This window comes from Mesorhizobium amorphae, assembly GCF_014843845.1.
In the GTDB taxonomy this organism is placed as follows: Bacteria; Pseudomonadota; Alphaproteobacteria; order Rhizobiales; family Rhizobiaceae; genus Mesorhizobium; species Mesorhizobium amorphae_A.
Genome location: NZ_JHQS01000131.1, coordinates 103,120 through 125,946 on the forward strand (window position 1 = coordinate 103,120; position 22,827 = coordinate 125,946).

Below are 22,827 nucleotides of genomic sequence, written 5' to 3' on the forward strand. Positions count from 1 at the left end.
CCGATATAGAGGCTTTCGCTGTGCTTCGCAAAAAGCCGACATTGCGAAAGTCAGCGCACCACTTCGCGGTGGCCGCTCGCCAGCCGCGTGGCGATGAGCTTGTCGATGCGGCGGCCGTCGAGGTCGACCACCTCGAAGCGCCAGCCTTGCGCGTCGACGCATTCGCCGGTCGCCGGCAAATGGTGCATGTGTGACAGGACATAGCCGGCGACGGTCTCGTAGTCGCGGTTTTCCGGCAGGTCGATGCCCAGAATGTCCGCCATCTCGTCGGCCTGCATGTAGCCGGCGAGCAGCCATGAGCCGTCCTCGCGCTTGACGGCGTTTTCCTCTTCGCCGGCGTCGAGGTCAGCGCGGAAGACGCCGGTGATTGCTTCCAGGATGTCGGCCGGGGTGACGATGCCTTCGAAATGGCCGTACTCGTCATGGACCAGGGCCATCGGCACATCCGATTCCTTCAGCTTCGACAGCACGTCGAGTGCATCGGCCTGGTCATGCACGATGGGGGCGGCGCGCACATGGCGGCGCGGCTCCAGCGCCCTGCCGCCGAGGATCGCCGCCAGCACGTCGCGGGTCTGGACGACGCCGATCATGGCGTCGACGCCGCCGTCGCCGGCTGGCAGGCGCGAATGCTGGGTCTCCGTCAAGAGCTTGCGTATGGTGGTCTCGTCGGACTGCAGATTGATCCAGTCGACCTCGGTGCGCGGCGTCATCACCGCGCGCACGGCGCGGTCGCCGAGCCGCATGACGCCGGCGATCATGCGCCGCTCGTCGGATTCGATGGTGCCGTGGTGCTCGGCCTCGGCGACCAGCATCTTGATCTCCTCGTCGGTGACCTTCTCGTCGCTCTGGCCGCGCTGGCCAAGCAGCCACAATATGGCGCGACCGGAAAAGTCGAGCAGGAAGACCAGCGGTGCCGAGACGGTGGCGAGGATGGTCATCGCCGGCGCGACCCTCGCGGCAACCCTTTCAGGGTCGCGGAGCGCGATCTGCTTGGGCACCAGCTCGCCGACGATCAACGAGCCATAGGTAATCAAGGCGACGACAATGCCGACGCCGAGCGGGTCAGCGGCGCTTTCACGAATACCGGTCGATGCGAGGAACTGCGCCAGCCGCGCGCCGAGCGTGGCGCCGGAGAAGGCGCCGGAGAGCACGCCGACCAGGGTGATGCCGATCTGCACCGAGGACAGGAATTTGCCAGGATTGGCGCCAAGCGCCAGCGCGCGGCCGGCACCCTTGACGTTGCGGTCGATCATCGTCTTGAGGCGGGCCGGCCGTGACGAGACGATGGCAAGTTCCGACATCGACAGAAGGCCGTTCACGCAGATGAGGACGACCACGGTGGCGATTTCGACGTAAAGCATGCGCGGTCAATAGCATTGCGGCGAGGTCTTCGAAAATAGTCAGCCATGATTTTTAGAAGATTACGCTCACGACCATTTCAATCCGAACCCGGACTATGATCTCAAGGCAATTGCCTGAGCATGCCAATCACTGCCTTGCCGTCGGTAAAATAGGGATCGCCGCCGCCATTGCGCCCGGTCTTCGTCGCGCCGATGCCTGGTATGTCGCTGGTCGAGATCAGCATGCGAGCGGCGCGGAGGTCGCCGATCAGGAAGTTACGCTCGGCATCGATGTCGGGACCGATATGGTGGGTGATGGCGCCGGTGTCGTGACTGAGGCCGACGCCACGGTCGAAACTGGCGGATCCGAGCCAGAGCGGCCGCCCATCGTCACCGCGGGCGTCGGCCTGCCAGAAGCGGACGTGGTGACGCCGGTCGGCGCTGTCGCCGACCGACTTTTCAAAGGCCAGATCCTGGGCGCGGCCTTCGAACAGCAACCGGCTGACCGGAGCGTCAGGGTAGGGGCGGCCGAACAGCACGCTTTCGCCGATCTCGATCGCCGTCTTCAGCGTGACGGCGTCTGCCGTATCCCAGCCGGCGACGGCGAAGGCGTGGACGACCTCCTTTTCGGTGCCGACAAGGCCGACATTGATCGGGTCGCCCGGGATGCCTTGCGGCGTGTGCGTGATCATCTCGAAGCGCTGCGTGCGGAAGCCGCGGTCCCGCCACGTCCAGAATTCGGGCGCCGCGAAATAGGCGAGCGCCAGATAGAAGGCGCAGAACGCCGCCAGCCAGATTGCGGCGCGTCGTCGAAGGGTGCGTTGGCTCATCCGATACCGCCGAACATGTACGGCATCATTCTATGCGGCGTTGCCAGCCTTGGGCAGAGGTCATCCGTCTGGGCTCAGCGGCAGGCGCGGTAGCCGCTCTTACGGTTCTTGATGTCGAAATGGAAATGGTTGCGGTGGTCGTAATTGTAGCCGGGACCGAGCACGGTGGTGAAATACTGGCAGCCGTCGGCGCGCACGGTGTTGAGGAAGCCGCGGGTGCGGAAGGCGAACAGGCCGGGCTTGCGCACGTCGATGTCGTCGCCATTGTTGAGCTCGATGCTCATCACGTCGAGCGCATTGCCCTTGCCGTGCTCGGACAACACACCTTCGCCGGCGATGTTGCGGCAGGAATAGCTGGAGCCCTGGTGGATGGTCTTGACGCCGGAGAAATAGCGCCAGCGGGCGGACGGCACGAGTTCGTTCTTCGTCCAGCCGGCGAAGGTGGCGGCCATGTCGCAGGTCAGCGTCGCGGCGGGTTTCATCTGGATGCTGCCGATGGCCGAGACCTTGACCGGATAGTCGATGCCGCATTGTCCTTCATGGATCGGCGCCAGATCGGTGTAAGCGACGCGGAGGCGCTTCAGCTCGCTGCGACAGTCGATCTCGCTGGCCGGCATTTGTTCAAGCGGCGACATCGGCTCGTCCATGCGCGGATAGGCGGCTGTCATATAGGGGTTGGAGGGAACGAGGCGCTGCATGCCCTGGTATTCCGGGACGGCGGCGGGCACCGCGGCGGTCTGGCTTCCGACATCGACGGCGGGCTGGAGCGAGAAGACATCTCCGGTGGTGCAGGCCGACACCGCCGCAATCGCAAGCACTGTCGCCAGCCGCCCGACGGCGATGCGCGCATGTTTCTTGTACCGTGCCATGGCAAACATGGCGCCAGATCTTCCGGCCATTGAAAGGCATCCCTGTCCCGGATGGCACAAGTCTAGTCGCCAAGAGTAAAGGAAAAATCAGCGCCGGCGTTCACGGCTGCGGCCAAATTGCGGCGCGCCGCTCTCTACACCACGCCTTTCGCTCACTGGCAGAAAGTGCCGCCGTGGCGACGCGGCTCAAGGTCGAAGTGGAAGTGCAGCGAATGGTCGGCGTCGCTGCCCGGGCCAAGCACGGTCTTGAACGGCCCGCAGGCTGCCTTGCGCACCGCGTTCAGGAATTTCGCGTCCTTTTCGGGCGGCGTCGGGCCGACCTCGATCTTCTTGCCGTCCGAGAGCGTGAAGGTTGCAATGTCGAGCGCGTTGCCGAAGGCGTGCTCCGACAGCTTTCCACCGTTATGGCGCGGCCGGCATACGAAGGCGGAGGCCTGGCCGATCGACTTCAGGTCGGCGCTGAATTCGGCTTTCGCCACGGGCTGGACGACATCGGCGACAAAGCGTGCCGACGCCTCGGCCATGGCGCAATTCAGCTCGGTGGCAGGGGTGATCGCGATGGATTTTCCGAGTGTCTTCAACGTGATCGGGTAGGGGATCGAGCAGCCGATCTCTTGATCGTGCTCGGCCTTGTGTTCCTCGAAGTCGACGCCCAGCGATTTCAGCCGTCGCCGGCAGGCCAGTTCTTCCTCGGGCATTTCACCGGCGGGAATTGAGGCCGATCGCGGATCGGGAAGGGTCTTTTTCTCCTCCGGCGGTTTCTCCGGCAGGCCCGGCGCGCTAGCCGGCGGCTCTGCCTGCGTCGGCTTTTCGGCAGGCATGGGTGCCGTTGCCGGCGGTTCGGACGGGCCGGACGGCGCGTTGGTCGGGCGCGGCTCGGGAACCGGAACGTCCGCCGGCTCGGGTTCCGGCGTTGGTCCCGGTTGATTGAGCTCGGGCACAGGCGCGGATTCAGGAAGTTTCGGAGCCTTGGCGAGCACTGGCCCCGCCAACAGCATCGCCGCCGCCAAAGGCAGCGCCAATCTGTAAAATCCGGGGAAGGTCAGCACCGCCATCGCCCCCAAACGGCGGGGCCGTGCGGAAGTTGCCTCGGAAAGCGCATTCGGCCGATCACGATCGGTAACCGCAATGTCACGCGCCGATCACTTCCAGTCCTTCTTCCAGCCAATCGGCGAGCTGCGGCATGCCGAGCAGATATTTCGCCGTGCGCTTGTTGGCACGCTCGCGCGCGGCCGCCAGCGCGTCGGCCCATTCCGATGCGTCGTAGTCGCCCCGGCCGACCCAGGCCAGCGCGACCAGTTCGGCCGCCTCGTCGACATTGAGGTCGTTGATCAGTTCGCGAAATTCCTCCTCGGTCAGGTTTTCCGAACTTTCCTCGGCGAGACCGTCATGGTGATGGTTGTCGTGCGACTGGCCGTCGAGTTCGATCTCATGCTCGGCACCGTCGGCATAGTCTTCGTTGACGGCAGCGCTCAGCGCCTTCGCCTTGAGTATGAACAGGCGCACGGTGTCCGGGCCGATCGAAAGCTCCCATTCCCTTTCGAGGCGCTGCTGCACGGGCCTTCTCCGCATGCTCCATTGGCCGTTTGCCGGATGATAGCGGATTTACAGCATTCGTCACGTCATCTTCGGTATGCGGGCGTCAAACTGCAAATGTTGGCGGCCGCTGTTTCTTTCCGGGATGAAACGACGAGGCACCTGCGTTAGTATCGCATTGTCATTCTCAAGGAGGCTTCGATGCGCAGACGTTTGCTGATTCAGGTCATGGCTATTGCCGCCCTGCCGCTGTTTGCGGCCCCCGCATTCACGGCTGGTGAAGGCGGTGGCGGTGGTGGCGACACGCCCAAGTGCAAGAAGGGTGAGGTCTGGGACAAGAAGCTGAAGAAGTGTGTCACGCCGAAATACGGCATGCTGGACGACGACAACATCTATGAGGCCGGCCACGATTTGGCGATGGCCGGGCGCTATGACGAGGCGATCGCCGTGCTCAGCCTTGCCGCCAACAAGCAGGATCCGCGCATCCTCAACTATCTCGGCTATTCGCATCGCCATTCCGGCCGCATCACAGTCGGCCTCGGCTATTACGAGGAAGCGCTGCGCATCAACCCTGACTATACGCTGGTGCGCGAATATCTCGGCGAGGCGCATCTGCAGATGGGCGATCTCGCCGGCGCCCGCGAGCAACTCAGCGAGATCGAGAAGCGCACCGGCAAGGGTTCGCGCGAATACGGCATGCTGGCCCAGCAGATCGATCATTTCATGCGGAGCTGATCCGATCCGCCGAGCATTGGACCGGCTGCGGGCGATCGCAGCCGGTTTTTGTTGCCTCCTGCGCACCTGCCGCAACGTCAGGTTCGGAATCGGCGGGGGATTTTTCAAAAACCCATTTTTGGGCGTGAAAAACGCGTGAAGATTGCTATATTCAGCCAAATTGCGGTGAAACGGTTCCGTTAGCCCGAGGCTGCCGGACCGTTTTCTTTTTGTACCCATCGACAAGGCTATCCCCGAAACGCGGGGGTGGCGGCAGGAAAGGTCAGGCATCATGAACAAGGTCCCGATGACAGGCGAGGGGTTCGCGTCATTGAAGGAAGAACTGCGCTGGCGCCAGCAGCAAGAGCGGCCGCGCATCATCGAGGCGATCTCCGAAGCGCGCTCGCATGGCGACCTTTCCGAAAACGCCGAATACCATGCTGCGAAAGAGTCGCAGAGCCACAATGAGGGTCGCGTCAACGAGCTCGAAGATCTGATTGCGCGGGCCGAGGTGATCGACGTCACCAAGCTCAGCGGCGACAAGGTCAAGTTCGGCGCCACTGTGGTGCTGGTCGATGAGGACACCGAAGAGAAGAAGACCTACCAGATCGTCGGCGACCAGGAAGCCGACGTGAAGTCGGGCCGCATCTCGATCTCCTCGCCGATCGCCCGTGCGCTGATCGGCAAGGAGGTCGGCGACGCCATCGAGGTCAATGCACCAGGTGGTGCCAGGGGTTATGAGATCGTCCAGGTGCAGTTTATTTGAGGCACTGGCTGTCGTTCTGCCCTTAGGCAGAAACCTACAATATCAATACGTTGCGCCGCCCCTCATCTGGCTGCCGCCATCTTCTCCCCGTGAACGGGGAGAAGGACGCCGTCATAGACGATTTCGCCAATCACCAGCGTTGCGGCCAGCTTCTTTCTCCCCGTTTACGGGGAGAAATGCCCGGTAGGGCAATGAGGGGCAGCGCTGACCTTTCCGATTGAATTGATCAAAATCAATTCTTGCTGGTCTGACCAAGCGTCTGTCCTTCCATTAGCCTTTCAGCCTCCACCATCACCTCTCCCGGCTCAACACGGTCCCCAGGCGCGGCCAGAAGCGTCGATGCGTACGGCCCGCGCGGGCCGGTCAGGCCGGGCTCGGTGGCCAGGAACACCGCGACCGTCGGCAGGCCGAAGGCGCTGGCGAGGTGGGTAAGGCCGGTGTCAGCGCCGATGACGAAGGCCGATCGGCCGATGATCGCCGCAATGACGGCGAGCGGCGATTTCGGCACCAGCACGGTCTGCGGAACAGCCCTGGCGATCGCTTCGGCCACAACCTTTTCCGGCTCGTTCGACCAGGTGACGACCGGCGTCATCTGCCTGTCGACCACCAGCCGGGCGGTTTCGATCCAGTCCGCCACCGGCCATTTCTTGTCCTCGCGGCTGGTGCCGTGCAGCAGGACGGCGGTTTTGCCGCTGACCCCAGTCAGGCCGTCGGCCGGCGGCACGATGCCGGAGCCGAGTTCGGAAAGATCGGGCTGGTAACCGAGCGCCAGGCCGAACAGCCGCCTCGTGCGTTCGATGGCATGCAGGTCGCGCGGCACGGCGTAGCGGCGGTCGTAGAACCAGGTAGCCGACGGTTCACGTGCGCTCGAGCGGTCGAAGCCGGCGATCGGAGCCGCAGCCTGCTTCGCCACCAGGGCCGACTTCAGCAAGCCCTGTGCGTCGATGACAAGGTCGTAGCGACAGGCCCGCAAGGCACGGCGCAGGTTTGTGGCCTCGCGCCAAGTGTCGCTGTCGAAGAGCCGCTTGCGCCGGCGCCGGATAGCTACGGTGTGGATTTTCCCGATCGCGGGATGCAGGCCAACAATGCCGGCAAAAGCCTCCTCCACGCACCAGTCGAACGACACGTCCGGGCGATGGCGGCGGGCATCCTCGACGGCCGGAAACGTATGGATGACATCGCCCATTGAGGAGGTCTTGACGATCAGCACCTTCATGCGGCGGCCGGTATTTTCAGCAAGCGGTCAGCCGCCGCGACGACCTGTCCGACTTCAAGCGCCTTCAGGCAATTGAGATGGCCGAGCGGGCAGATCTTCTGGTGGCAGGGCGAGCACGACAGGCCGAGCCAGACCAGTTCGGAGTGTTCCGCCAACGGCGGCGTATTTTTGGGCGATGTCGAGCCATAGACGGCGACGACCGGCGTGCCGACGGCGGCGGCGACATGCATCAGGCCGCTGTCGTTGGACACTGCGAGCCTGGCAGCTGATATCAGGTCGATGGCGTCCTCCAGCCGCGTCTTGCCGGCCAGATCGACAGCGCCTAGCGCCAAGGCGGCGATTTCGCCAGTTACGTCGGCGTCGTTCTTCGAGCCGAACAACGCCACCTTCAGGCCTTTGGCCATCATCTCGCGGGCGAGGCCGGCATAGTTTTCGCTCGGCCAACGCTTGGCAGGTCCGAACTCGGCGCCGGGCATCAGTGCCACGAATTTCTCCGCCTTCAGCCCGAAGCGTTCGAGCAGGGCAGCCTGGTTGCCCGCGTCCACGGTGAGCCTGGGCGCCTGGAACGTTCCGCCCCTGGCAAGACTGAAATAGGCCTGCGCCGTACGCCGCTTCACCGCGGCGGGCAGCGGCACGATGTCGGTGAGCAGGCCATAGCGCATTTCCCTGAGGTTGCCGACGCGGCGCGGGATGCGGGCAAAGAACGGGATCAGCGCCGATTTCCAACTGCCCGGCAGGACATAGGCCATGTCGTAGCGGCCGCGCAGCAGGCGGCCGAAACGCCGGCGGATGCGGAATTCGAGCGCGCCGGGTTTCAGCGGGAAGTCGATCTGCTGGCGGATTTCGGGCATGCGCTTGACCAAAGGTGCTGCCCAGGCCGGCGCCAGCACGTCGATGGCGGCGTTCGGATATTGATCTCTCAGCGCCGAGAACAGGCACTGCGCCATCACCATATCACCCACCCAGCGTGGGCCGATCACGAGGATCGTTGGGCTTTCAGCCATTCGACATAGTCTCTGACGCCGGTTTCGACGGTGCGGAATTGGCCATTGTAGCCGGCTGCGCGCAAGCGGGACATATCAGCTTGCGTAAAACTCTGGTAGCTGCCCTTGAGATGGTCGGGAAATTCGATGAACTCGATCTCGCCCTTGCCCAGCGTGTCGATCACCGTTTCGGCAATGGCGCGGAACGGCTGGGCGCGGCCGGTGCCGCAGTTGAAGATGCCGCTCGAGCCCCGCTTCCACAGCCACAGATTGACGTCGGCGACATCGCCGACATGGATGAAGTCGCGGCTCTGTTCGCCGGGTCCGAAACCGCCATAGGCGCCGAACAGTTTTGGGTTCTGTCCCCGCTCGACCTGATTGAACAGATGGAAGGCGACCGAGGCCATGGCGCCCTTGTGCGCCTCGCGCGGTCCGTAGACGTTGAAATAACGCAGCCCCGCCACCGGCGAATGATCGGTGTCGAAGACGGTGCGCCGGACATAGTCGTCGAAGAGTTTCTTGGAATAGGCGTAGACGTTGAGCGGCCGCTCATATTGCGGCTCCTCGCGAAACTCGGCGCCGCCGCCATAGACCGAAGCCGAGGAGGCGTAGAGGAAGGGCACGCGCAGCGCGAGGCACGCATGCAGCAGCCGCTTCGAATACGCGTAGTTCACGTCCATCATGTACTTGCCGTTCCACTCGGTGGTGGTCGAGCAGGCGCCCTGGTGGAATACGGCCTCGATGCGGCCGAGCCCGCCATCTTCGAGGCGGGCCAGGAAATCGTCCTTGTCGAGATAGTCGGCGATCTGCAAGTCGGCGAGATTGGCGATCTTGTGGCCATCGGTAAGGTCGTCGACGACGAGGATGTCGTCATGACCTTCGGCGTTGAGCGCGGCGACGATGTTCGAGCCGATCATGCCGGCGCCGCCCGTGACGATGATCATGTTGCTGGCCCTGGTTTCGCTTGCCGATTCCGGCCTTATAAGGGAGGTGTGCCGGCCTGTCGATAAAGCAGGCAGGCATGAAGAGCGCTCGCCACAGTGGCGCCGCAAAGCTCCCGCTTCAGTCGGCTCGTGCCGCCCGGCGCATAATGAGGGACAAGGCAATGCCGTCGACCGAACTGCTTATCGCCTTTTTCGCCACCACGGCGATCTTCGCCTACATCCCCGGTCCGGCCATGCTTTATGCCGCGGCGCAGACGATGGCGCGCGGGCGCTGGTCCGGGCTGACGGCGTCGCTCGGCATCCATCTCGGCGGCTATGTGCATGTCATTGCCGCCGCTGCCGGCCTGTCCGTGCTGTTCCACGCCGTGCCGCCGCTCTACATGGCGGTCAAGCTCATCGGCGCGTTCTACCTGATCTGGCTCGGCGTTTCGCTGTTTCGCGCCAGGGCGCAAGGCGATGCGGCGTTGCCGCTCATCGACCGGAAATCGGCCCTCCGCGCCTTCTTCGAGAGCGTCACCGTCGAGGTGCTCAATCCGAAGACCGCGATCTTCTTCATGGCGTTCCTGCCGCAGTTCATCGATGCCTCGGCCGCGTTTCCGGTGTGGCTGCAGTTCGTCGTGCTTGGGACGATCGTCAATTTGATGTTTTCCTCTGCCGACATCATGTGCGTGTTCCTGGCCGGTGCGATGATTGCGCGGTTGCGGCGTTCAGGCCGCGCGCAGCGCATGATGCAGCGGGCGGGCGGGGCCGTGCTGGTCGGGCTGGGCGTGCATGTCGCCCTGCAGAAGAGTTGACCCATCAGCCATACTTGACCGTGACCCGGCCGCCGTTGCGCTGGCTCGAATTGCGGTATATCGGCTTCGCCATGAACGACCGGCCCTGCCGATCGAACTCCGGAACGTTTTCAAAACAGGCTTTTCCCGCGCGTTGCCCGTAACATGATCAAGCACAATCCGCCTTCTCCCGAACCGCTGCACCGCGCCATCGCGCACTTTGGTGACGTCACCGTTCTGGTCGTCGGCGACTTCATCCTCGACCGTTTCGTCAGTGGCGTCATCGAGCGCATCTCGCCCGAGGCGCCGATTCCGGTGCTGCACGGGCGCGGCGAGATGCTGGCGATGGGCGGTGCGGGCAATGTCGTTGCCAACATCGTTTCGCTGGGTGCCGCAGCGATCCCGGTCTCGGTCATCGGCACAGATGCGGTCGGCGACAATCTGATGCGGATGCTGGGCGAGCTTGGCACCGATACCGGCGGCCTGGCGCAGGACCGCGACCGCATGACTTCGTCGAAGAGCCGCTTCAGCGCGCTCAACCAGCAGGTGCTGCGCTTCGACGAGGAGGAAGTGAAGCCGCTGGCGGCCAGCGAGCGGGCGACGCTGGTTGGGCATTTCCGTGCCGCACTTGCGCGGGCCGACATCGTCATCCTGTCCGACTATGGCAAGGGCATGCTGCTCGACGGCGTCGCCGGCGAACTGATCTCGATCTGCCGCGATGCGGGAAAGCCGGTTCTGGTCGACCCGAAGGGCCGCGACTATGCGCGCTATGCCGGCGCGACCGCGATCACGCCCAACCGCAAGGAACTCGGCGAGGCCGTCGGCCACGCGGTGTTTGCCGATGACGAGATCGTCACCGCCGCACGGGAGCTGATCGCCGCACACGATTTTGACTTCGTCGTGGCGACTCGCAGTGAAAAGGGCATGAGTGTCGTCGGCCCTGACGATGCCCGCCACATCGCAACGCAGGCGCGGGAAGTCTTCGACGTTTCGGGCGCCGGCGATACCGTCATTGCGACGTTTGCGCTGGCGCTCGCCGCAGGCGCCGATCGTGTGATGGCCGCCTCCATCGCCAATGCCGCCGGCGGTGTGGTCGTGGGCAAGCGCGGCACAGCTCGGCTGACAGTCGAGGAACTCACCGGCGCGCTGTTTCGGTCGCACGGACCGACCGCCCACAAGGATGCCATCCTTGATGCCACATCGGCCGCACGCATGGTCGCGGCGTGGAAGGATGAGGGCCTGAGCGTCGGTTTCACCAATGGCTGCTTCGACATCCTGCATGCCGGCCATGTCAGCCTGCTGCATGCGGCGCGCAGCCAGTGCGACAGGCTGGTGCTCGGTCTCAACAGCGATGCCTCGGTGCGGCGGCTGAAGGGCCCGGGACGCCCGGTCAACGACCAGCACGACCGCGCCTGCGTGCTCGCCGCCCTTGCCTCGGTCGATGCCGTCGTCGTTTTCGAGGAGGACACGCCGCTGGCGCTGATCGAGGCCTTGCTGCCCGACATACTGGTCAAGGGCGCCGACTACACGGTCGACACCGTGGTTGGCGCCGACGTGGTGCAGAAGGCGGGCGGGCGCGTGGTGTTGGTCGATCTCGTCGCCGGCAAGAGCACCACCGGCACCATCGGCAGACTGCGCGCCACCACAAACTGAGGGTATCATGTCCGAACTGAACGATTACCTGGTCCGCTCGGCGGCCGCGATCTCGGCGATGGCCGAGCGCGACCTGACGGGCGAGATGGAGCGGGCGGTGAGTGCTGTTGTCACAGCGCTTTCGCAAGGCAAGGCCTTGCTGATTTGTGGCAATGGCGGCTCGGCCAGCGATGCCATCCATATCGCCGGCGAACTGGTCGGCCGCTTCCTGAAGGAGCGCAAGGCCTACAATGTCATCGCGTTGCCGGCCAACGCGGCGGTGCTGACCGCCTGGGGCAATGACTACGGCTTCGACACAGTGTTTTCGCGCCAGGTCGAGGCGCACGGGTCGGCCGGTGCGGTGCTGCTCGCCATCTCGACGAGCGGCAATTCGCCGAGCATCCTTGCCGCCGCCGAGCAGGCGCGCAAGATGGGCATGACGGTGGTCAGCATGACCGGCGACACTGGCGGCAAGCTGAAGCCGCTGACCGACATATTGCTCAACGTGCCCTCGACCTCGACGCCGATCATCCAGCAGGGGCATCTTTGCCTCTACCACCATCTGTGCGCGGTGGTCGAAGCCCGTCTCAGCGATGGCTGACAAGGCGACCGTCGAGACTTCGCCGCACCCGCTCGTCGAGCCGGGGCTATGGATCGAGCGGATCGGCGGCACGGTCTTTCCGGCCAACAGGCCAGCGCTGTTCCTCGACCGCGACGGTACCATCAACGTCGATACCGGCTATCCCGACGACCCGGCCGACATCGTGCTGCGCGACAGCATCGCGCCTGCCATTGCGGCCGCCAATCGGGCCAACATCCCTGTGGTGGTGGTAACCAACCAGTCCGGCATCGCCCGCGGTTATTCCGGTTGGGATGAGTTCGCCGCGGTCAACGGCCGTGTGCTCGACCTCTTGCGGGACAGGAGTGCATTCGTCGGCATGGTTCTCGCCTGCGCCTACCACGACGCAGGCACCGGGCTGCTGACGGTCGCCAACCATCCGATGCGCAAGCCCAATCCGGGCATGCTGATCGAGGCAGCGAAACGTCTCGAACTCGATCTCCGGCGCTCGCTGATCGTCGGCGACAAACAGGCGGACATGGAGGCGGGACAGCGCGCCGGCCTGTCGAGCGGCTGGCTGGTCGATGGTGATGCCTCCGAGCAGGCAGGGTTCAAGGTTTCGCCGCTGCGCGACCGCGAAGATCTGGACGGATTGCTGGCCGCGATAGAGGCACTCTGAAGCGCTTCCCGCAGATTCAAGAACCGGCGCTACGCTGCTGGTTTTCCGTGATTTTCAGATTGTCGGATACCACCGGACGAGGTTATCGATCAGGCCGGAAACGCCACCAGACCCTCATCCTTGACCCGGCGGATGGTGAGCGCGGTGCGCACCGTGTCGACGTTCGGCGCCGAGGCCAGCTCCTCGATGACGAAGGTCTGGAACGTGCCGAGGTCGCTTGCCACGCAATGCAGCAGGAAATCGGATTCGCCCGAAACCATCCAGGCGTCGCGCACGATGGGCCAGCCGCGCGTGCGCTCGGCGAAGGTCTTGAGCTCGGCGTCTGCCTGGTGATGCAGGCCGATGAGGCAGAAGGCGACGACATCCATGCCGAGCGCCGGCGCGTTGAGCAAAGCGCGGTAGCCACGGATGATGCCGGTCTCTTCCAGCCGCCGGACGCGGCGCAGGCAGGGCGGAGCCGAAATGCCGACACGGCTCGACAGTTCGACATTGGTCATGCGTCCGTCGTTTTGAAGTTCGCGCAGGATTTTCCAGTCGATGGCGTCGAGGTCGGCTTTGAGCGGCATTGTCGGCTTTCCCCGCGCGCAAGAATCTTTCGTGATTTCTAATTAGACTCCGGGATGCATTCCATCCCTCTGCCGACGATTTTTGATCCGGACACGGATATTGCCGGATATGCCGGCGCCGAAGCTTTCCGGGGACGAAGGCCAACTTGCCTTGCTGGCGTCGCGGGCAGCACTTACATTACGCGCGACATCAGGCGTGATTTCCATGCCGCAATCCCTGGCTGCCCTCCACAGAGGCTTTTCATGACCACCAAACACGCGCCTGTTCTCATCATCGGTTCCGGACCCGCCGGCTATACGGCGGCGATCTATGCCGCCCGCGCCATGCTGAAACCCATGCTGGTCGCCGGCCTGCAGCAGGGCGGTCAGCTGATGATCACCACCGATGTCGAAAACTATCCGGGCTTTGGCGATCCGATCCAGGGCCCGTGGCTGATGGAACAGATGCTGAAGCAGGCCGAGCATGTCGGCACCGACATCATCAACGACATCATCACCGAGGTCGACCTCAATGTGCGGCCGTTTCGCGCCAAGGGCGATTCCGGCACCACCTACACCGCCGATGCGCTGATCATCGCCACCGGCGCGCAGGCCAAATGGCTGGGTATCCCGACCGAACAGACCTTCATGGGCTTCGGCGTGTCGGCCTGCGCCACATGCGACGGCTTCTTCTATCGCGGCAAGGACGTCGCGGTGATCGGCGGCGGCAATTCGGCGGTCGAGGAGGCGCTCTATCTCTCCAACCTGGCGAAGAGCGTGACGGTCATTCACCGGCGCGGCGATTTCCGCGCCGAGCGCATCCTGCGCGAGCGGCTGTTCAAGAAGGAAAACGTGCGCGTCATCTGGGACACGATCGTCGACGAGATCACCGGCCAGCCCGGCAAGGCGCCGCTGCCGCCTTCGGTAGAAGGGCTGAAGCTGCGCAACATCGCAACCGGCGAGGTGATGCAACTGAAGGTCGATGGTGTGTTCGTGGCGATCGGCCATGCGCCGGCGGTCGAGCTGTTCGTCGGCAAGCTGAAGCAGAAGCCCAATGGCTATCTGTGGACGGCACCGGACTCGACCCGCACCGACGTGCCCGGCGTGTTCGCGGCGGGCGACGTTACCGATGACATCTACCGCCAGGCGGTGACGGCTGCCGGGCTCGGCTGCATGGCCGCGCTCGAGGCGGAAAAGTATCTCGCCGGTATCGAGGTTCACCGCGAGGCGGCGGAGTAACGTAGCGACTTGAGAAAGTCGTTTAAAAGCCTGATTTTTCATTCAGACGCCAAAACAGAGCGAGGGGAATCATGGCGCTGGACTGGGACAAGCTACGCGTGTTTCACGCTGCGGCGGAGGCGGGGTCGTTCACCCATGCCGCCGAGACACTGCACCTGTCGCAATCGGCGATCTCGCGGCAGGTCAGCGCGCTGGAGCACGACGTCGGCGTGCCGCTGTTCAACCGTCACGCCCGTGGCCTGGTGCTGACCGAACAGGGCGAGATGCTGTTCCGCACCGCGCATGACGTGCTGATGAAGCTGGAGACGATCAAGTCGCGGCTGACCGAAGCCAAGGACCGGCCGTCCGGCGTGCTTCGGGTCACGACCACGGTGGGGCTGGGTGCCGGCTGGCTGACCGAACGCGTGCAGGAGTTCATCGAGCTCTATCCCGAGATCAGCCTGCAGCTGATCCTCGCCAATGAGGAACTCGACCTCACCATGCGTCAGGCCGATTGCGCCATCCGGCTGCGCCAGCCGCAGCAGCCGGATCTCATCCAGCGCCGCCTGTTCACCGTGCATTTCCATCTCTATGCCTCGCCGGCCTATGTCGCCAAGCACGGTCAACCGGCCTCGGTTGCCGAACTGAGGACGCATCGCATCGTCACCTTCGGCGTGCCGGTGCCGTCGCATCTGTCGGAGCTGAACTGGCTGGAGACCGTCGGCGATTTCGAAGGCGGGCAAAGGGTGCCGACGCTGCAGATCAACGACATATTGTCGATCAAGCGCGCCGTGCAGGGCGGCGCCGGCATCGCCATGCTGCCCGACTACGTGATCAACAAGGACTCAGGCCTGGTGCAGTTGCTGCCGGAGACCGAAGTGCCGTCCTTCGACACATACTTCGCCTATCCGGATGCGATGAAGAACCAGGCGAAGCTTCATGTGTTCCGCGATTTCATCATCGCCAAGGCGCGCAGTTGGTCCTTCTGAGGGTAGGCCTACATTCAGGTGATGCCGGCCTGACCTGAATCTCGACATACCCTGAGACAACGCGGCTCACCCCCGCCAAGGCGTCAGGCGAGGCAGCCAGCCGGGGACGGCCCGGCGATAGGCTTCGTATTCCGCGCCATAGCGGCGGGCGAGCGTCGGCTCCTCGTAGAGCCTGACGAACGAGACCATGGCCGCGGCGGCAACGATGCCGTAGCCGAAGACGGCCCAGCTCGAAAACAGCAGCGCCTGGCCGAGGATGATCGAGAGCACGGCCACATACATCGGGTTGCGGACATGGCGGTAGATGCCGCCGACGACCAGTCTTTCGGTCGGCGCCACCGGTGCTGGCGTGCCCAGCCCCTCGAGCGCGAAGCGGGCAAAGGAATGGAGCAGCAGGGCCGCCGCCGCGAGGATCAGGATCCAGCCGGCCGGGACCAAGCCCGGCAGCGTCGACAGCGGCAAACGATAGCGATCGGTCAACACCCATGGCACCACGCCCGCGACGACGCCGGGTGCCGCAATGAAGAACAATGCGCTGCCGGCGATTGCCTGAATTGTGCGCATCACGAAATCCTGCCGTAGAATTGAACGGAGACTGCCCGATTCCGCATCATCGGGCGGTTTCTGTGTTTGGGCGGCAAAATGGGGCTTAGTTCGGCGTTCCGCAACGGGTTTGGCCGCGAAACCTTCGCCATTTCCGGCGATTTTCCTGGTCCTATCGCGCCTGGGAATGGGTTGGACCACAGCCTGCGTCTTTTTGCATGCGTGTGTTGCAAAATAGATGCTTGTTTCTTGGGCATGATGAGCACATATATAGATCATCTCCTGGGCGCGTTCTCCTCCCATTAGCGCCCTCGAGTGTTCCCCTCTGGAGGTTAGCCTTAACAGGCACTTCCAATCAAACTCAGCCGGATCTTTATTGATCCGGCTTTTTTGTTGCCCGAAGTCCACTGACCTCGAAAAAAGTCGATCGGCATTGCCACGTAACAGTGACATGTAACCTCGGGTAACATGGCGCAGACGCGCTCCATCGATTAAGCAGATCATAGGACGCGGTTGGCTCGTCCGGGAGATGGGGGCATCACTCGGACGGACCGGGCTCAGGCGGCTACCGCGTCCGAACCATTTTTATCCGTCAGCCATCGGCAGAGCGATGCGGCGGACCTGCCGTTTGCCTCCCAGGAGACGGTCCGCAATAGACGGCGTCCGGAAAACCCGGGCGCCGTTTTTTGCTTTCTCACGCAGCCTTGCCGCTGGTGTTCATCGCCTCGTCGGCCAGACGTCCGGTGAGTTCGGCCATATGGTCGAACACGGCGCGATAGCTGGCCACGCCCGCCGTTGCCGAGCGCAGTTCGATGATCAGATCGCCGATCTCCGCCTGCGGCATGGTCGCCTCGACGACGTCCCATCCCGGCCAGTCGGGCCGAGCGTCATAGCCGAGGATCTGGCCACGCCGCTGCGGGATGAGAGCGATGATCTTCGAGGTCGCTTCGGACGGCGTGACGATCTCGACCTTCATCACCGGCTCGAGCAATACCGGCGAGCAGGCGGCCATGCCTTCCTTCATCGCCAGCTTGGCGGCCATCTGGAAGGCCATGTCCGAGGAATCGACGGCATGGTAGGAGCCGTCGGACAGGTTGACGGCGACGTCGACCACCGGGAAGCCGAGGGGGCCGGACTTCAGATAATCGCGGATGCCCGTCTCGACCGACTGGATGTAGGTCTTCGGCACGACGCCGCCGGTGATGGTGTCGGTGAACTGGAAACCCGAGCCGCGCGGCAGCGGCTTGATCTCGATCACCACATCGCCGAATTGGCCGTGGCCGCCTGACTGCTTCTTGTGGCGACCACGCTGCTGCGCCGATTTGCGGATCGTCTCGCGGTAGGGCACGGCCGGTGTGTGGCCCTCGACGGGGATCTGGTTCTTGCCTTCGAGGCGCTCGCGCACGACACGCAGATGCATCTCGCCATGCCCCGACAGCACGGTCTCGGCGGAATCCTGGTTGTGGCGCAGGCTGAGCGAGGGATCCTCCTCCGCAAGACGCTGGATGGCCGCCGACATCTTGACCTCGTCCTTGCGTTCCTTCGGCCGCAGCGCGAAAGCGAAGACCGGTTGCGGTGGCGCCAGCGTGGCCAGCGGTTTGATGCCGCCTTTGGCCGCACTCAGCGTTTCGCCGGTCTTGACGGTGTCGAGCTTGCCGAGCGCGACGGTGTCGCCTGCCTTGGCGATGGCGAGCTTGGACTGGTCCTTGCCGAGCATCTTGTAGATGCCGGACACCTTTGCCGTTTCGCCGCCTGACAGGAAGAGTTCGGCGGCGTCGGCGACCTGGCCGGAGAGCACGCGCGAGACCGACAGCTTGCCGCCATGCGCCGTATGGATGGTCTTCATCACCTGGACCACCGTCTGATTGCCGTCGGGGGCGCCCAGGCGTCTGCGCGTCGCCTCGACGTCGGGCGCATCGTGGCGGATCGCCTTCAGCAGGCGCAGCACGCCATTGCCCTTCTCGGCGGTGCCGATGAGCACCGGCGTCACAATGCCTTCCCGCAGGTCGGCGGCGAGGTCGTCGAAGATTTCGTCCTTCGGCGGTTCGATCTCCTCGAGCAGCTGCTCCATGAGCTGGTCGTCGTGGTCGGCGAGTGTCTCCAGCATGGAAAAGCGCGCCTCAAGCTCACGCGCCTTGTCGTCGCCCGGGATGTCGGCGACCTCGCTTTCGGCATACTCGCGATAGATGTAGGCGCGCTCCAAGGCCAGATCGATCGAGCCGATGACGACGCTGTCCTTGCGCAGCGGAATCTGACGCAGCAGCAGCGGCACCGAGCTTGCCGGCTGCAGCATCTTCAGCGTGTCGCGCACGCCCGCGATCGCCTTGTCGACCTTGTTCAGGAACAGGATGCGCGGCACGCCGAGATCGTCGAGCTTGCGCATGATGAGCTGCAAGGCGGGAATCTTCTTTTCGTCGGCTTCGGCGACGACGACGGCGACGTCGCAGGCGGCGAGCACAGGCTCGGCCTCGAAAGAGAATTCGATGGAGCCGGGACAGTCGACGAAGGTAAGCTGCTCGCCCATGAATTCGGTGGTGGCGAAGGTCGCCTCGACGCTCATGGCATGGGCGCGCGCCTCGGGCGAATGATCGGAAACGGTGCTTCCCGACGAAACGGGATTCTGGCGGGGAATGGCGCCCGTGCGGGCGAGTATGGCTTCGAGAAGTGTCGTTTTACCGCTTGCGAAGGGACCGACTATGGCAATGCATTTCGGTCCCGTGCGTCGTCCTCCGGCGCGAGTACCCATGGCTGACCTCCACTCAGGCGTTTCCCTGGGAGCGGCGGCCGGCCTGTACGGCCGTCGCGGGCGGGGGTTCTTTTCGTTTCGCCACCTGCCCGACAGCATCGTCCCACGGGTTCGCGGGGAGGGCAAGGAAAATAGGAAATTCGCCGGCTTGGTTGTCTCAGGCGGTGCGGGTGAGCGATCCGGTGCGCGCGGCAAGCAGGGCGCCAGCCTTGTCGCGCGGTGCCGGCCTGCCGAAGAAGTAACCCTGGAAGCGGTTGCAGCCGGCGGCCCTGGCGAGGGTGAATTCTTCTTCCGTCTCGATGCCTTCGGCAACGATGGTGACATGCTGGATACGCGCGATCTGCGCCAGCGCAGAAACGAAGATCTGGGCGACCTGATCGTGGGCGAGACTGCGGATGTAGGATCGGTCTATCTTGATGCTGTCGATGGGCAAGGTCTTGAGATAGTTGAAACCGCAATGGCCGGTACCGAAATCGTCGAGCGCTATGTGAAAGCCGAGGCCGCGCAGAGTTTCGAGGCGCCTCAGGATTTCGGGTGTGGCGGCGGTCGCCACTGTCTCGGTGATCTCGATAATGAATTGCTCCGCCGAGCGGCCGGTCTCACGCAGCACGCGGTCGCACATCGTGACGATCTCGTCGCGTTTCAGCTGCTCACCCGAGACGTTGATGCTGATGCGGCGTCCGTGAAAATGGGCAACGTCGGCGCAGGCGCGCTTGAAGACCCATTCGCCCAGCATGTCGATCAGGGTCGAGCGTTCGGCGATTGGAATGAACTCGGCTGGCGAGATCAGGCCACGCACAGGATGGCGCCAGCGTATCAGTCCCTCCAGGGCGTAGGCGGAGCCGTCGGGGTCGACAATGGGCTGATAGTGCAGTTCGAGTTCGCCGAGGTAGACAGCTGCCCGCAATTCGCGCTCGATCAGGCGGCGGTAGCGTTTGTCGGACAGCATCTCCTCGTCGAACACAGTGACGCGGCCGCGGCCGCCGGCCTTGCTTTCATAGAGCGCCAGATCGGCAAGCAGCATCAACTCCGTCGTGTTCGACGCATGCGCCGGGGCAAGTGCCACGCCGATCGAAATGGAGAGCGGGATGGTCTTGCCCTCATGCGACTTGCCGGCCCGCATCGCGTCGAGCAGGCGGCGCGCATCGTTGTTGATCTCTGCCAGATCGCCATGCGGAATGATGACGCCGAACTCGTCGCCACCCAGGCGCCCGACCACGCCGTCGGCAAAGATGCGTTCGGCGGCCTTGACCAGATGCGCCAGGGCGAGATCGCCGAACTGATGGCCGAACGTGTCGTTGAGCTGCTTGAAATGGTCGAGGTCGATCAAAAGCAGGCTCGCCTGTCGCCGGTTGCGCAAGGAGCTCAGCTTGTCGCGCAGCGCCTCGATAAAATAGCGGCGGGTCATGGCGCCGGTCATCGCGTCCACGGTCAGAAAACGGTGCTTCTCCGCTTCGGCCGCCGCCGCCGACTGCAGCCGCTGCACCACGCTGCTGCGCATGTACATCAACACCAGCAGCGCCATGCCGGTAGCGACCATCGAAACGACGAGAGCGGTGATGTAGGAGAAGTCTTCGACCCAGCCGAGCGCACCAAGCGCGGTCGCCGTTATGCTCAGCACAAGCAGGAACTGGATGCCGCGGTAGACCCTGCCGCTATGGTCCTTGATCGTCGCCAGTATGCTCATGTCACCGTCCCCGCAACACAAGCCACGGCTAGAGCCCAGCTGTTAAGAAGACATTGAGTTTGCCGAAGGCAGCCGCCATTTTTCGTCCTGTGGCGCCGACCACCGGAAACTTCTGGGTTGGCATCATCGCCGACGCGATCCGTTCAACCGGCCTGGCTTCGGCGCTGCCTCACCAGGGCGCCATCCGCGCTCTGCGCCTCGACCGCGTCGGCAAAGCGCGACAGCATCGGATTGAACAGGTCCGGCCGCTCCCAGAAGGGGGCGTGTCCGACACCGGGGACGACATGGCAATGTTCCCACAGAGCGCCGTAGTGCAGCGCCTCGAAGTAACTGAGCCGGACAAACGGATCATTTTCACCGTTGACGATCGCAACCGGGAATGCGGCCTGCTCGACCACCTGCCTCTGGTCGGCGCCGTCGCCGCTCATCATGCTGCGCGTCACCGTGGCGCGCAGCCTGCCGTCCGTGCGCAGTATGGTCTGACGGAAGGACGGATCGGCGCTGTCGCCGAAGCACAATGCCTCGAAACGCTCGGCATCGCGCTCCGAGTAGATTTTCTTGGAGGCGAGCAGCATGTCCCAATGCGCATGGAAGCCGCGCAGCATGCCGAACACGCCCTTGGAAACAGGCGGGGCGCCGGTCAGCATCAGTCCGCGGATTGCCGGATGGAAACCCGCGAACTCCATGGCGACGTGGCCACCGAGCGACCAGCCGAAAACGATGGCACGCTTGATGGCCAGTCGGTCGAGGAGTTCACCCGCCGACCGGGCCAAGCCGGCGATCGTGTAGGCTGTTGCCGGGTCGTGAGCGTCAGAGGATCCGCCATGACCGGGAAGGTCGAAGGCGATCAGCCTGTGGGCATCGGCGAGCGGGCTGTCGAACTGCCTGGCGAACACGGCGCGCGAACTGCCCGAGCCATGGATCATCAGGATCGGCATGCCAAGGCCCGACGATTCGCTGAGGCGCAAATCGGCCTGTGATGTACGGATCGTGCGCTCGGCAACGGCCATGCTGGATTGAACCTCCGGATTGCGTGGCCGGCAACATCTCACAGCGGGGTCTACACCGCCTTTAAGTTTCTGGTTAAGAAAGGATTTATAAGCGGCGACCGTTTATAGTGGCCGAATCCTAACGATGGGGGTGGTGATGGAACGCGGGCTCGATCTTCTTCTCTCGATCAGCAGCATTGCAACGGTCGGCCAGTATCTCTGGTCGATGCGTGCCCATTTCCAGGCGACGACCATGTCTGCCGGCGCGAGGGTGATTTCAGCGGTCGTGGCCGCGACGGCACTGTTCTTTCTGGCGATACTCTGGATCCTGCCGCAGCCGCCGCTAGCGTTGATCGCCGGGCTGGCGATCCAGTTGGTCAGCTCTGCCCTGTTCTGGTGGGCGATCTCGACGTCGCGCAAGGCGCGGCTGCGCTTTGCCTTTGCCGAGGACAATCCCCACAGCCTGGTGACCGACGGTCCGTTCGGCTATATCCGCCATCCGTTCTACACATCCTACATCATCTTCTGGATCGGATGGGGCATCGCCACCTGGTCGATCCTGGCGGTGGTGCCGGTTGCCGGGATAATCGTGATCTATGTGATCGCGGCTCTGGACGAAGAGAAGAAGTTTTCGCGCACCGAACTGGCCGACGCCTATGCGGCCCATCGCAAGCGAGCCGGCCTGTTCTGGCCGCGGCTGGGGTAGCGCTGCCGCAATTATCCGCGCGTGCCGCTTGCTGGACGGTGTCGAGGAGGCGGTTGCGCAACAGCCGATATCGGACGAGAGTGCCGCTCGCTTCCATGATCGGCGCCACCGGATCGACGATTGCCGCGCCGTCAGCTTGAGGATCAGTACCATGAAGATTATTGCCTGCGGCAGCGTGCCGACCATTATCGCTCCGGACAAATACTTCACCGGCCGCGTGCTGCAGACACCGATCATCGAGAAGGAAGCGCCGGCCCGGCTCAGGGCGACCCTGGTCAGCTTCGAGCCTGGCGCACGCACCTTCTGGCACACGCACCCGCTTGGCCAAACGCTCTATGTCACATCAGGCGCCGGCCGCGCGCAGACTTGGGGCGGCCCGATCCAGGAGATCAAAGCCGGCGACGTCATCTCGTTCGATCCCGGCGAAAAGCACTGGCATGGCGCCGGCGCGCAAACGGCGATGACGCATATCGCCATGCAGGAGGCGCTCGACGGCGTCCACGCGGACTGGCTGGAACAGGTCACCGACGAGCAGTTTGGTGATTGAATCTTGTTGTTTTGAA

23 protein-coding genes are annotated in these 22,827 nt (G+C 63.9%); 10 read left to right on the forward strand and 13 right to left on the reverse strand.

Annotated features, from left to right (window positions below; all coding sequences use genetic code 11):
- Window positions 1–50: 50 nt before the first annotated feature.
- The 5 genes from DH08_RS35520 to DH08_RS35540 form a co-directional block, all read right to left on the reverse strand.
- Complete coding sequence (locus DH08_RS35520; RefSeq protein ID WP_192183833.1) at window positions 51–1,361, reverse strand: hemolysin family protein; 1,311 nt, start codon at window positions 1,359–1,361, stop codon at window positions 51–53.
- Between the two features lie 101 nt (window positions 1,362–1,462).
- Window positions 1,463–2,170: an LssY C-terminal domain-containing protein gene (locus DH08_RS35525; RefSeq protein ID WP_192183834.1), complete on the reverse strand. Its 708-nt coding sequence runs from the start codon at window positions 2,168–2,170 to the stop codon at window positions 1,463–1,465.
- Between the two features lie 74 nt (window positions 2,171–2,244).
- Window positions 2,245–3,069, reverse strand: coding sequence for an extensin-like domain-containing protein (locus DH08_RS35530; protein ID WP_192183835.1), 825 nt, complete (start codon window positions 3,067–3,069; stop codon window positions 2,245–2,247).
- Between the two features lie 122 nt (window positions 3,070–3,191).
- A complete protein-coding gene (locus DH08_RS35535; RefSeq protein WP_192183836.1) occupies window positions 3,192–4,094 on the reverse strand; it encodes an extensin-like domain-containing protein in 903 nt (300 codons plus the stop codon).
- Window positions 4,095–4,170: 76 nt separating this feature from the next.
- A complete protein-coding gene (locus DH08_RS35540; RefSeq protein WP_006202487.1) occupies window positions 4,171–4,596 on the reverse strand; it encodes a DUF3775 domain-containing protein in 426 nt (141 codons plus the stop codon).
- A 180-nt stretch (window positions 4,597–4,776) separates the two neighbouring features.
- Here DH08_RS35540 and DH08_RS35545 point away from each other — a divergent pair, with 180 nt between their 5' ends.
- Window positions 4,777–5,310, forward strand: coding sequence for a tetratricopeptide repeat protein (locus DH08_RS35545; RefSeq protein ID WP_192183837.1), 534 nt, complete (start codon window positions 4,777–4,779; stop codon window positions 5,308–5,310).
- 271 nt (window positions 5,311–5,581) lie between these two features.
- Window positions 5,582–6,055, forward strand: a complete 474-nt coding sequence (greA, locus tag DH08_RS35550) for a transcription elongation factor GreA (protein WP_006202485.1) — start codon at window positions 5,582–5,584, stop codon at window positions 6,053–6,055.
- 232 nt (window positions 6,056–6,287) lie between these two features.
- Here greA and waaC read toward each other — a convergent pair whose 3' ends face one another.
- Genes waaC through rfaD form a run of 3 tightly spaced genes read right to left on the reverse strand, consistent with a single transcriptional unit; the run spans window position 6,288 to window position 9,198 of the window.
- Window positions 6,288–7,271, reverse strand: coding sequence for a lipopolysaccharide heptosyltransferase I (waaC, locus tag DH08_RS35555; protein WP_192183838.1), 984 nt, complete (start codon window positions 7,269–7,271; stop codon window positions 6,288–6,290).
- The gene (waaF, locus tag DH08_RS35560; RefSeq protein ID WP_192183839.1) at window positions 7,268–8,275 is read right to left on the reverse strand and encodes a lipopolysaccharide heptosyltransferase II; all 1,008 of its coding nucleotides are present in this window, start codon (window positions 8,273–8,275) and stop codon (window positions 7,268–7,270) included. Before waaF ends, waaC begins: the two co-directional genes overlap by 4 nt.
- Window positions 8,248–9,198 carry an ADP-glyceromanno-heptose 6-epimerase gene (rfaD, locus tag DH08_RS35565; RefSeq protein ID WP_192183840.1) on the reverse strand — a complete coding sequence of 317 codons (951 nt, stop codon included), beginning with the start codon at window positions 9,196–9,198 and terminating at the stop codon, window positions 8,248–8,250. Before rfaD ends, waaF begins: the two co-directional genes overlap by 28 nt.
- A gap of 161 nt (window positions 9,199–9,359) precedes the next feature.
- Here rfaD and DH08_RS35570 point away from each other — a divergent pair, with 161 nt between their 5' ends.
- From DH08_RS35570 to DH08_RS35585, 4 genes are all read left to right on the forward strand, one after another.
- Window positions 9,360–9,992, forward strand: a complete 633-nt coding sequence (locus DH08_RS35570) for a LysE family translocator (protein ID WP_192183841.1) — start codon at window positions 9,360–9,362, stop codon at window positions 9,990–9,992.
- A gap of 144 nt (window positions 9,993–10,136) precedes the next feature.
- Window positions 10,137–11,624, forward strand: coding sequence for a D-glycero-beta-D-manno-heptose-7-phosphate kinase (gene rfaE1, locus DH08_RS35575; RefSeq protein ID WP_192183842.1), 1,488 nt, complete (start codon window positions 10,137–10,139; stop codon window positions 11,622–11,624).
- A gap of 7 nt (window positions 11,625–11,631) precedes the next feature.
- A complete protein-coding gene (locus DH08_RS35580) occupies window positions 11,632–12,204 on the forward strand; it encodes a D-sedoheptulose-7-phosphate isomerase (RefSeq protein ID WP_006202479.1) in 573 nt (190 codons plus the stop codon).
- Window positions 12,197–12,841: an HAD-IIIA family hydrolase gene (locus tag DH08_RS35585; protein WP_192183843.1), complete on the forward strand. Its 645-nt coding sequence runs from the start codon at window positions 12,197–12,199 to the stop codon at window positions 12,839–12,841. Before DH08_RS35580 ends, DH08_RS35585 begins: the two co-directional genes overlap by 8 nt.
- Window positions 12,842–12,930: 89 nt before the next feature.
- Here the strand turns inward: DH08_RS35585 and DH08_RS35590 are convergent, their stop codons facing one another.
- Window positions 12,931–13,407 (reverse strand): Lrp/AsnC family transcriptional regulator, encoded by a 477-nt coding sequence (locus DH08_RS35590; RefSeq protein WP_006202477.1) that lies wholly within the window; start codon window positions 13,405–13,407, stop codon window positions 12,931–12,933.
- 243 nt (window positions 13,408–13,650) lie between these two features.
- Between DH08_RS35590 and trxB the strand changes: the two genes are divergently transcribed.
- Complete coding sequence (trxB, locus tag DH08_RS35595; protein WP_192183844.1) at window positions 13,651–14,625, forward strand: thioredoxin-disulfide reductase; 975 nt, start codon at window positions 13,651–13,653, stop codon at window positions 14,623–14,625.
- Between the two features lie 71 nt (window positions 14,626–14,696).
- Complete coding sequence (locus tag DH08_RS35600; protein ID WP_006202475.1) at window positions 14,697–15,593, forward strand: LysR family transcriptional regulator; 897 nt, start codon at window positions 14,697–14,699, stop codon at window positions 15,591–15,593.
- Window positions 15,594–15,659: 66 nt separating this feature from the next.
- On the opposite strand, the gene DH08_RS35605 is transcribed toward DH08_RS35600, so the two are convergent.
- From DH08_RS35605 to DH08_RS35620, 4 genes are all read right to left on the reverse strand, one after another.
- Window positions 15,660–16,157, reverse strand: a complete 498-nt coding sequence (locus tag DH08_RS35605) for a methyltransferase family protein (RefSeq protein ID WP_192183845.1) — start codon at window positions 16,155–16,157, stop codon at window positions 15,660–15,662.
- Between the two features lie 673 nt (window positions 16,158–16,830).
- Window positions 16,831–18,882: an elongation factor G gene (locus DH08_RS35610; protein WP_192183846.1), complete on the reverse strand. Its 2,052-nt coding sequence runs from the start codon at window positions 18,880–18,882 to the stop codon at window positions 16,831–16,833.
- Between the two features lie 157 nt (window positions 18,883–19,039).
- Entirely contained in the window at window positions 19,040–20,569 is a 1,530-nt protein-coding gene (locus tag DH08_RS35615) for a putative bifunctional diguanylate cyclase/phosphodiesterase (RefSeq protein ID WP_192183847.1), read from the reverse strand.
- A 143-nt stretch (window positions 20,570–20,712) separates the two neighbouring features.
- Window positions 20,713–21,579, reverse strand: coding sequence for an alpha/beta fold hydrolase (locus tag DH08_RS35620; RefSeq protein WP_192183848.1), 867 nt, complete (start codon window positions 21,577–21,579; stop codon window positions 20,713–20,715).
- Between the two features lie 136 nt (window positions 21,580–21,715).
- On the opposite strand from DH08_RS35620, the gene DH08_RS35625 reads away from it, so the two are divergent.
- A complete protein-coding gene (locus tag DH08_RS35625) occupies window positions 21,716–22,264 on the forward strand; it encodes a methyltransferase family protein (RefSeq protein ID WP_246801245.1) in 549 nt (182 codons plus the stop codon).
- A 151-nt stretch (window positions 22,265–22,415) separates the two neighbouring features.
- Entirely contained in the window at window positions 22,416–22,811 is a 396-nt protein-coding gene (locus tag DH08_RS35630; protein WP_192183850.1) for a (R)-mandelonitrile lyase, read from the forward strand.
- Window positions 22,812–22,827: the final 16 nt, after the last annotated feature.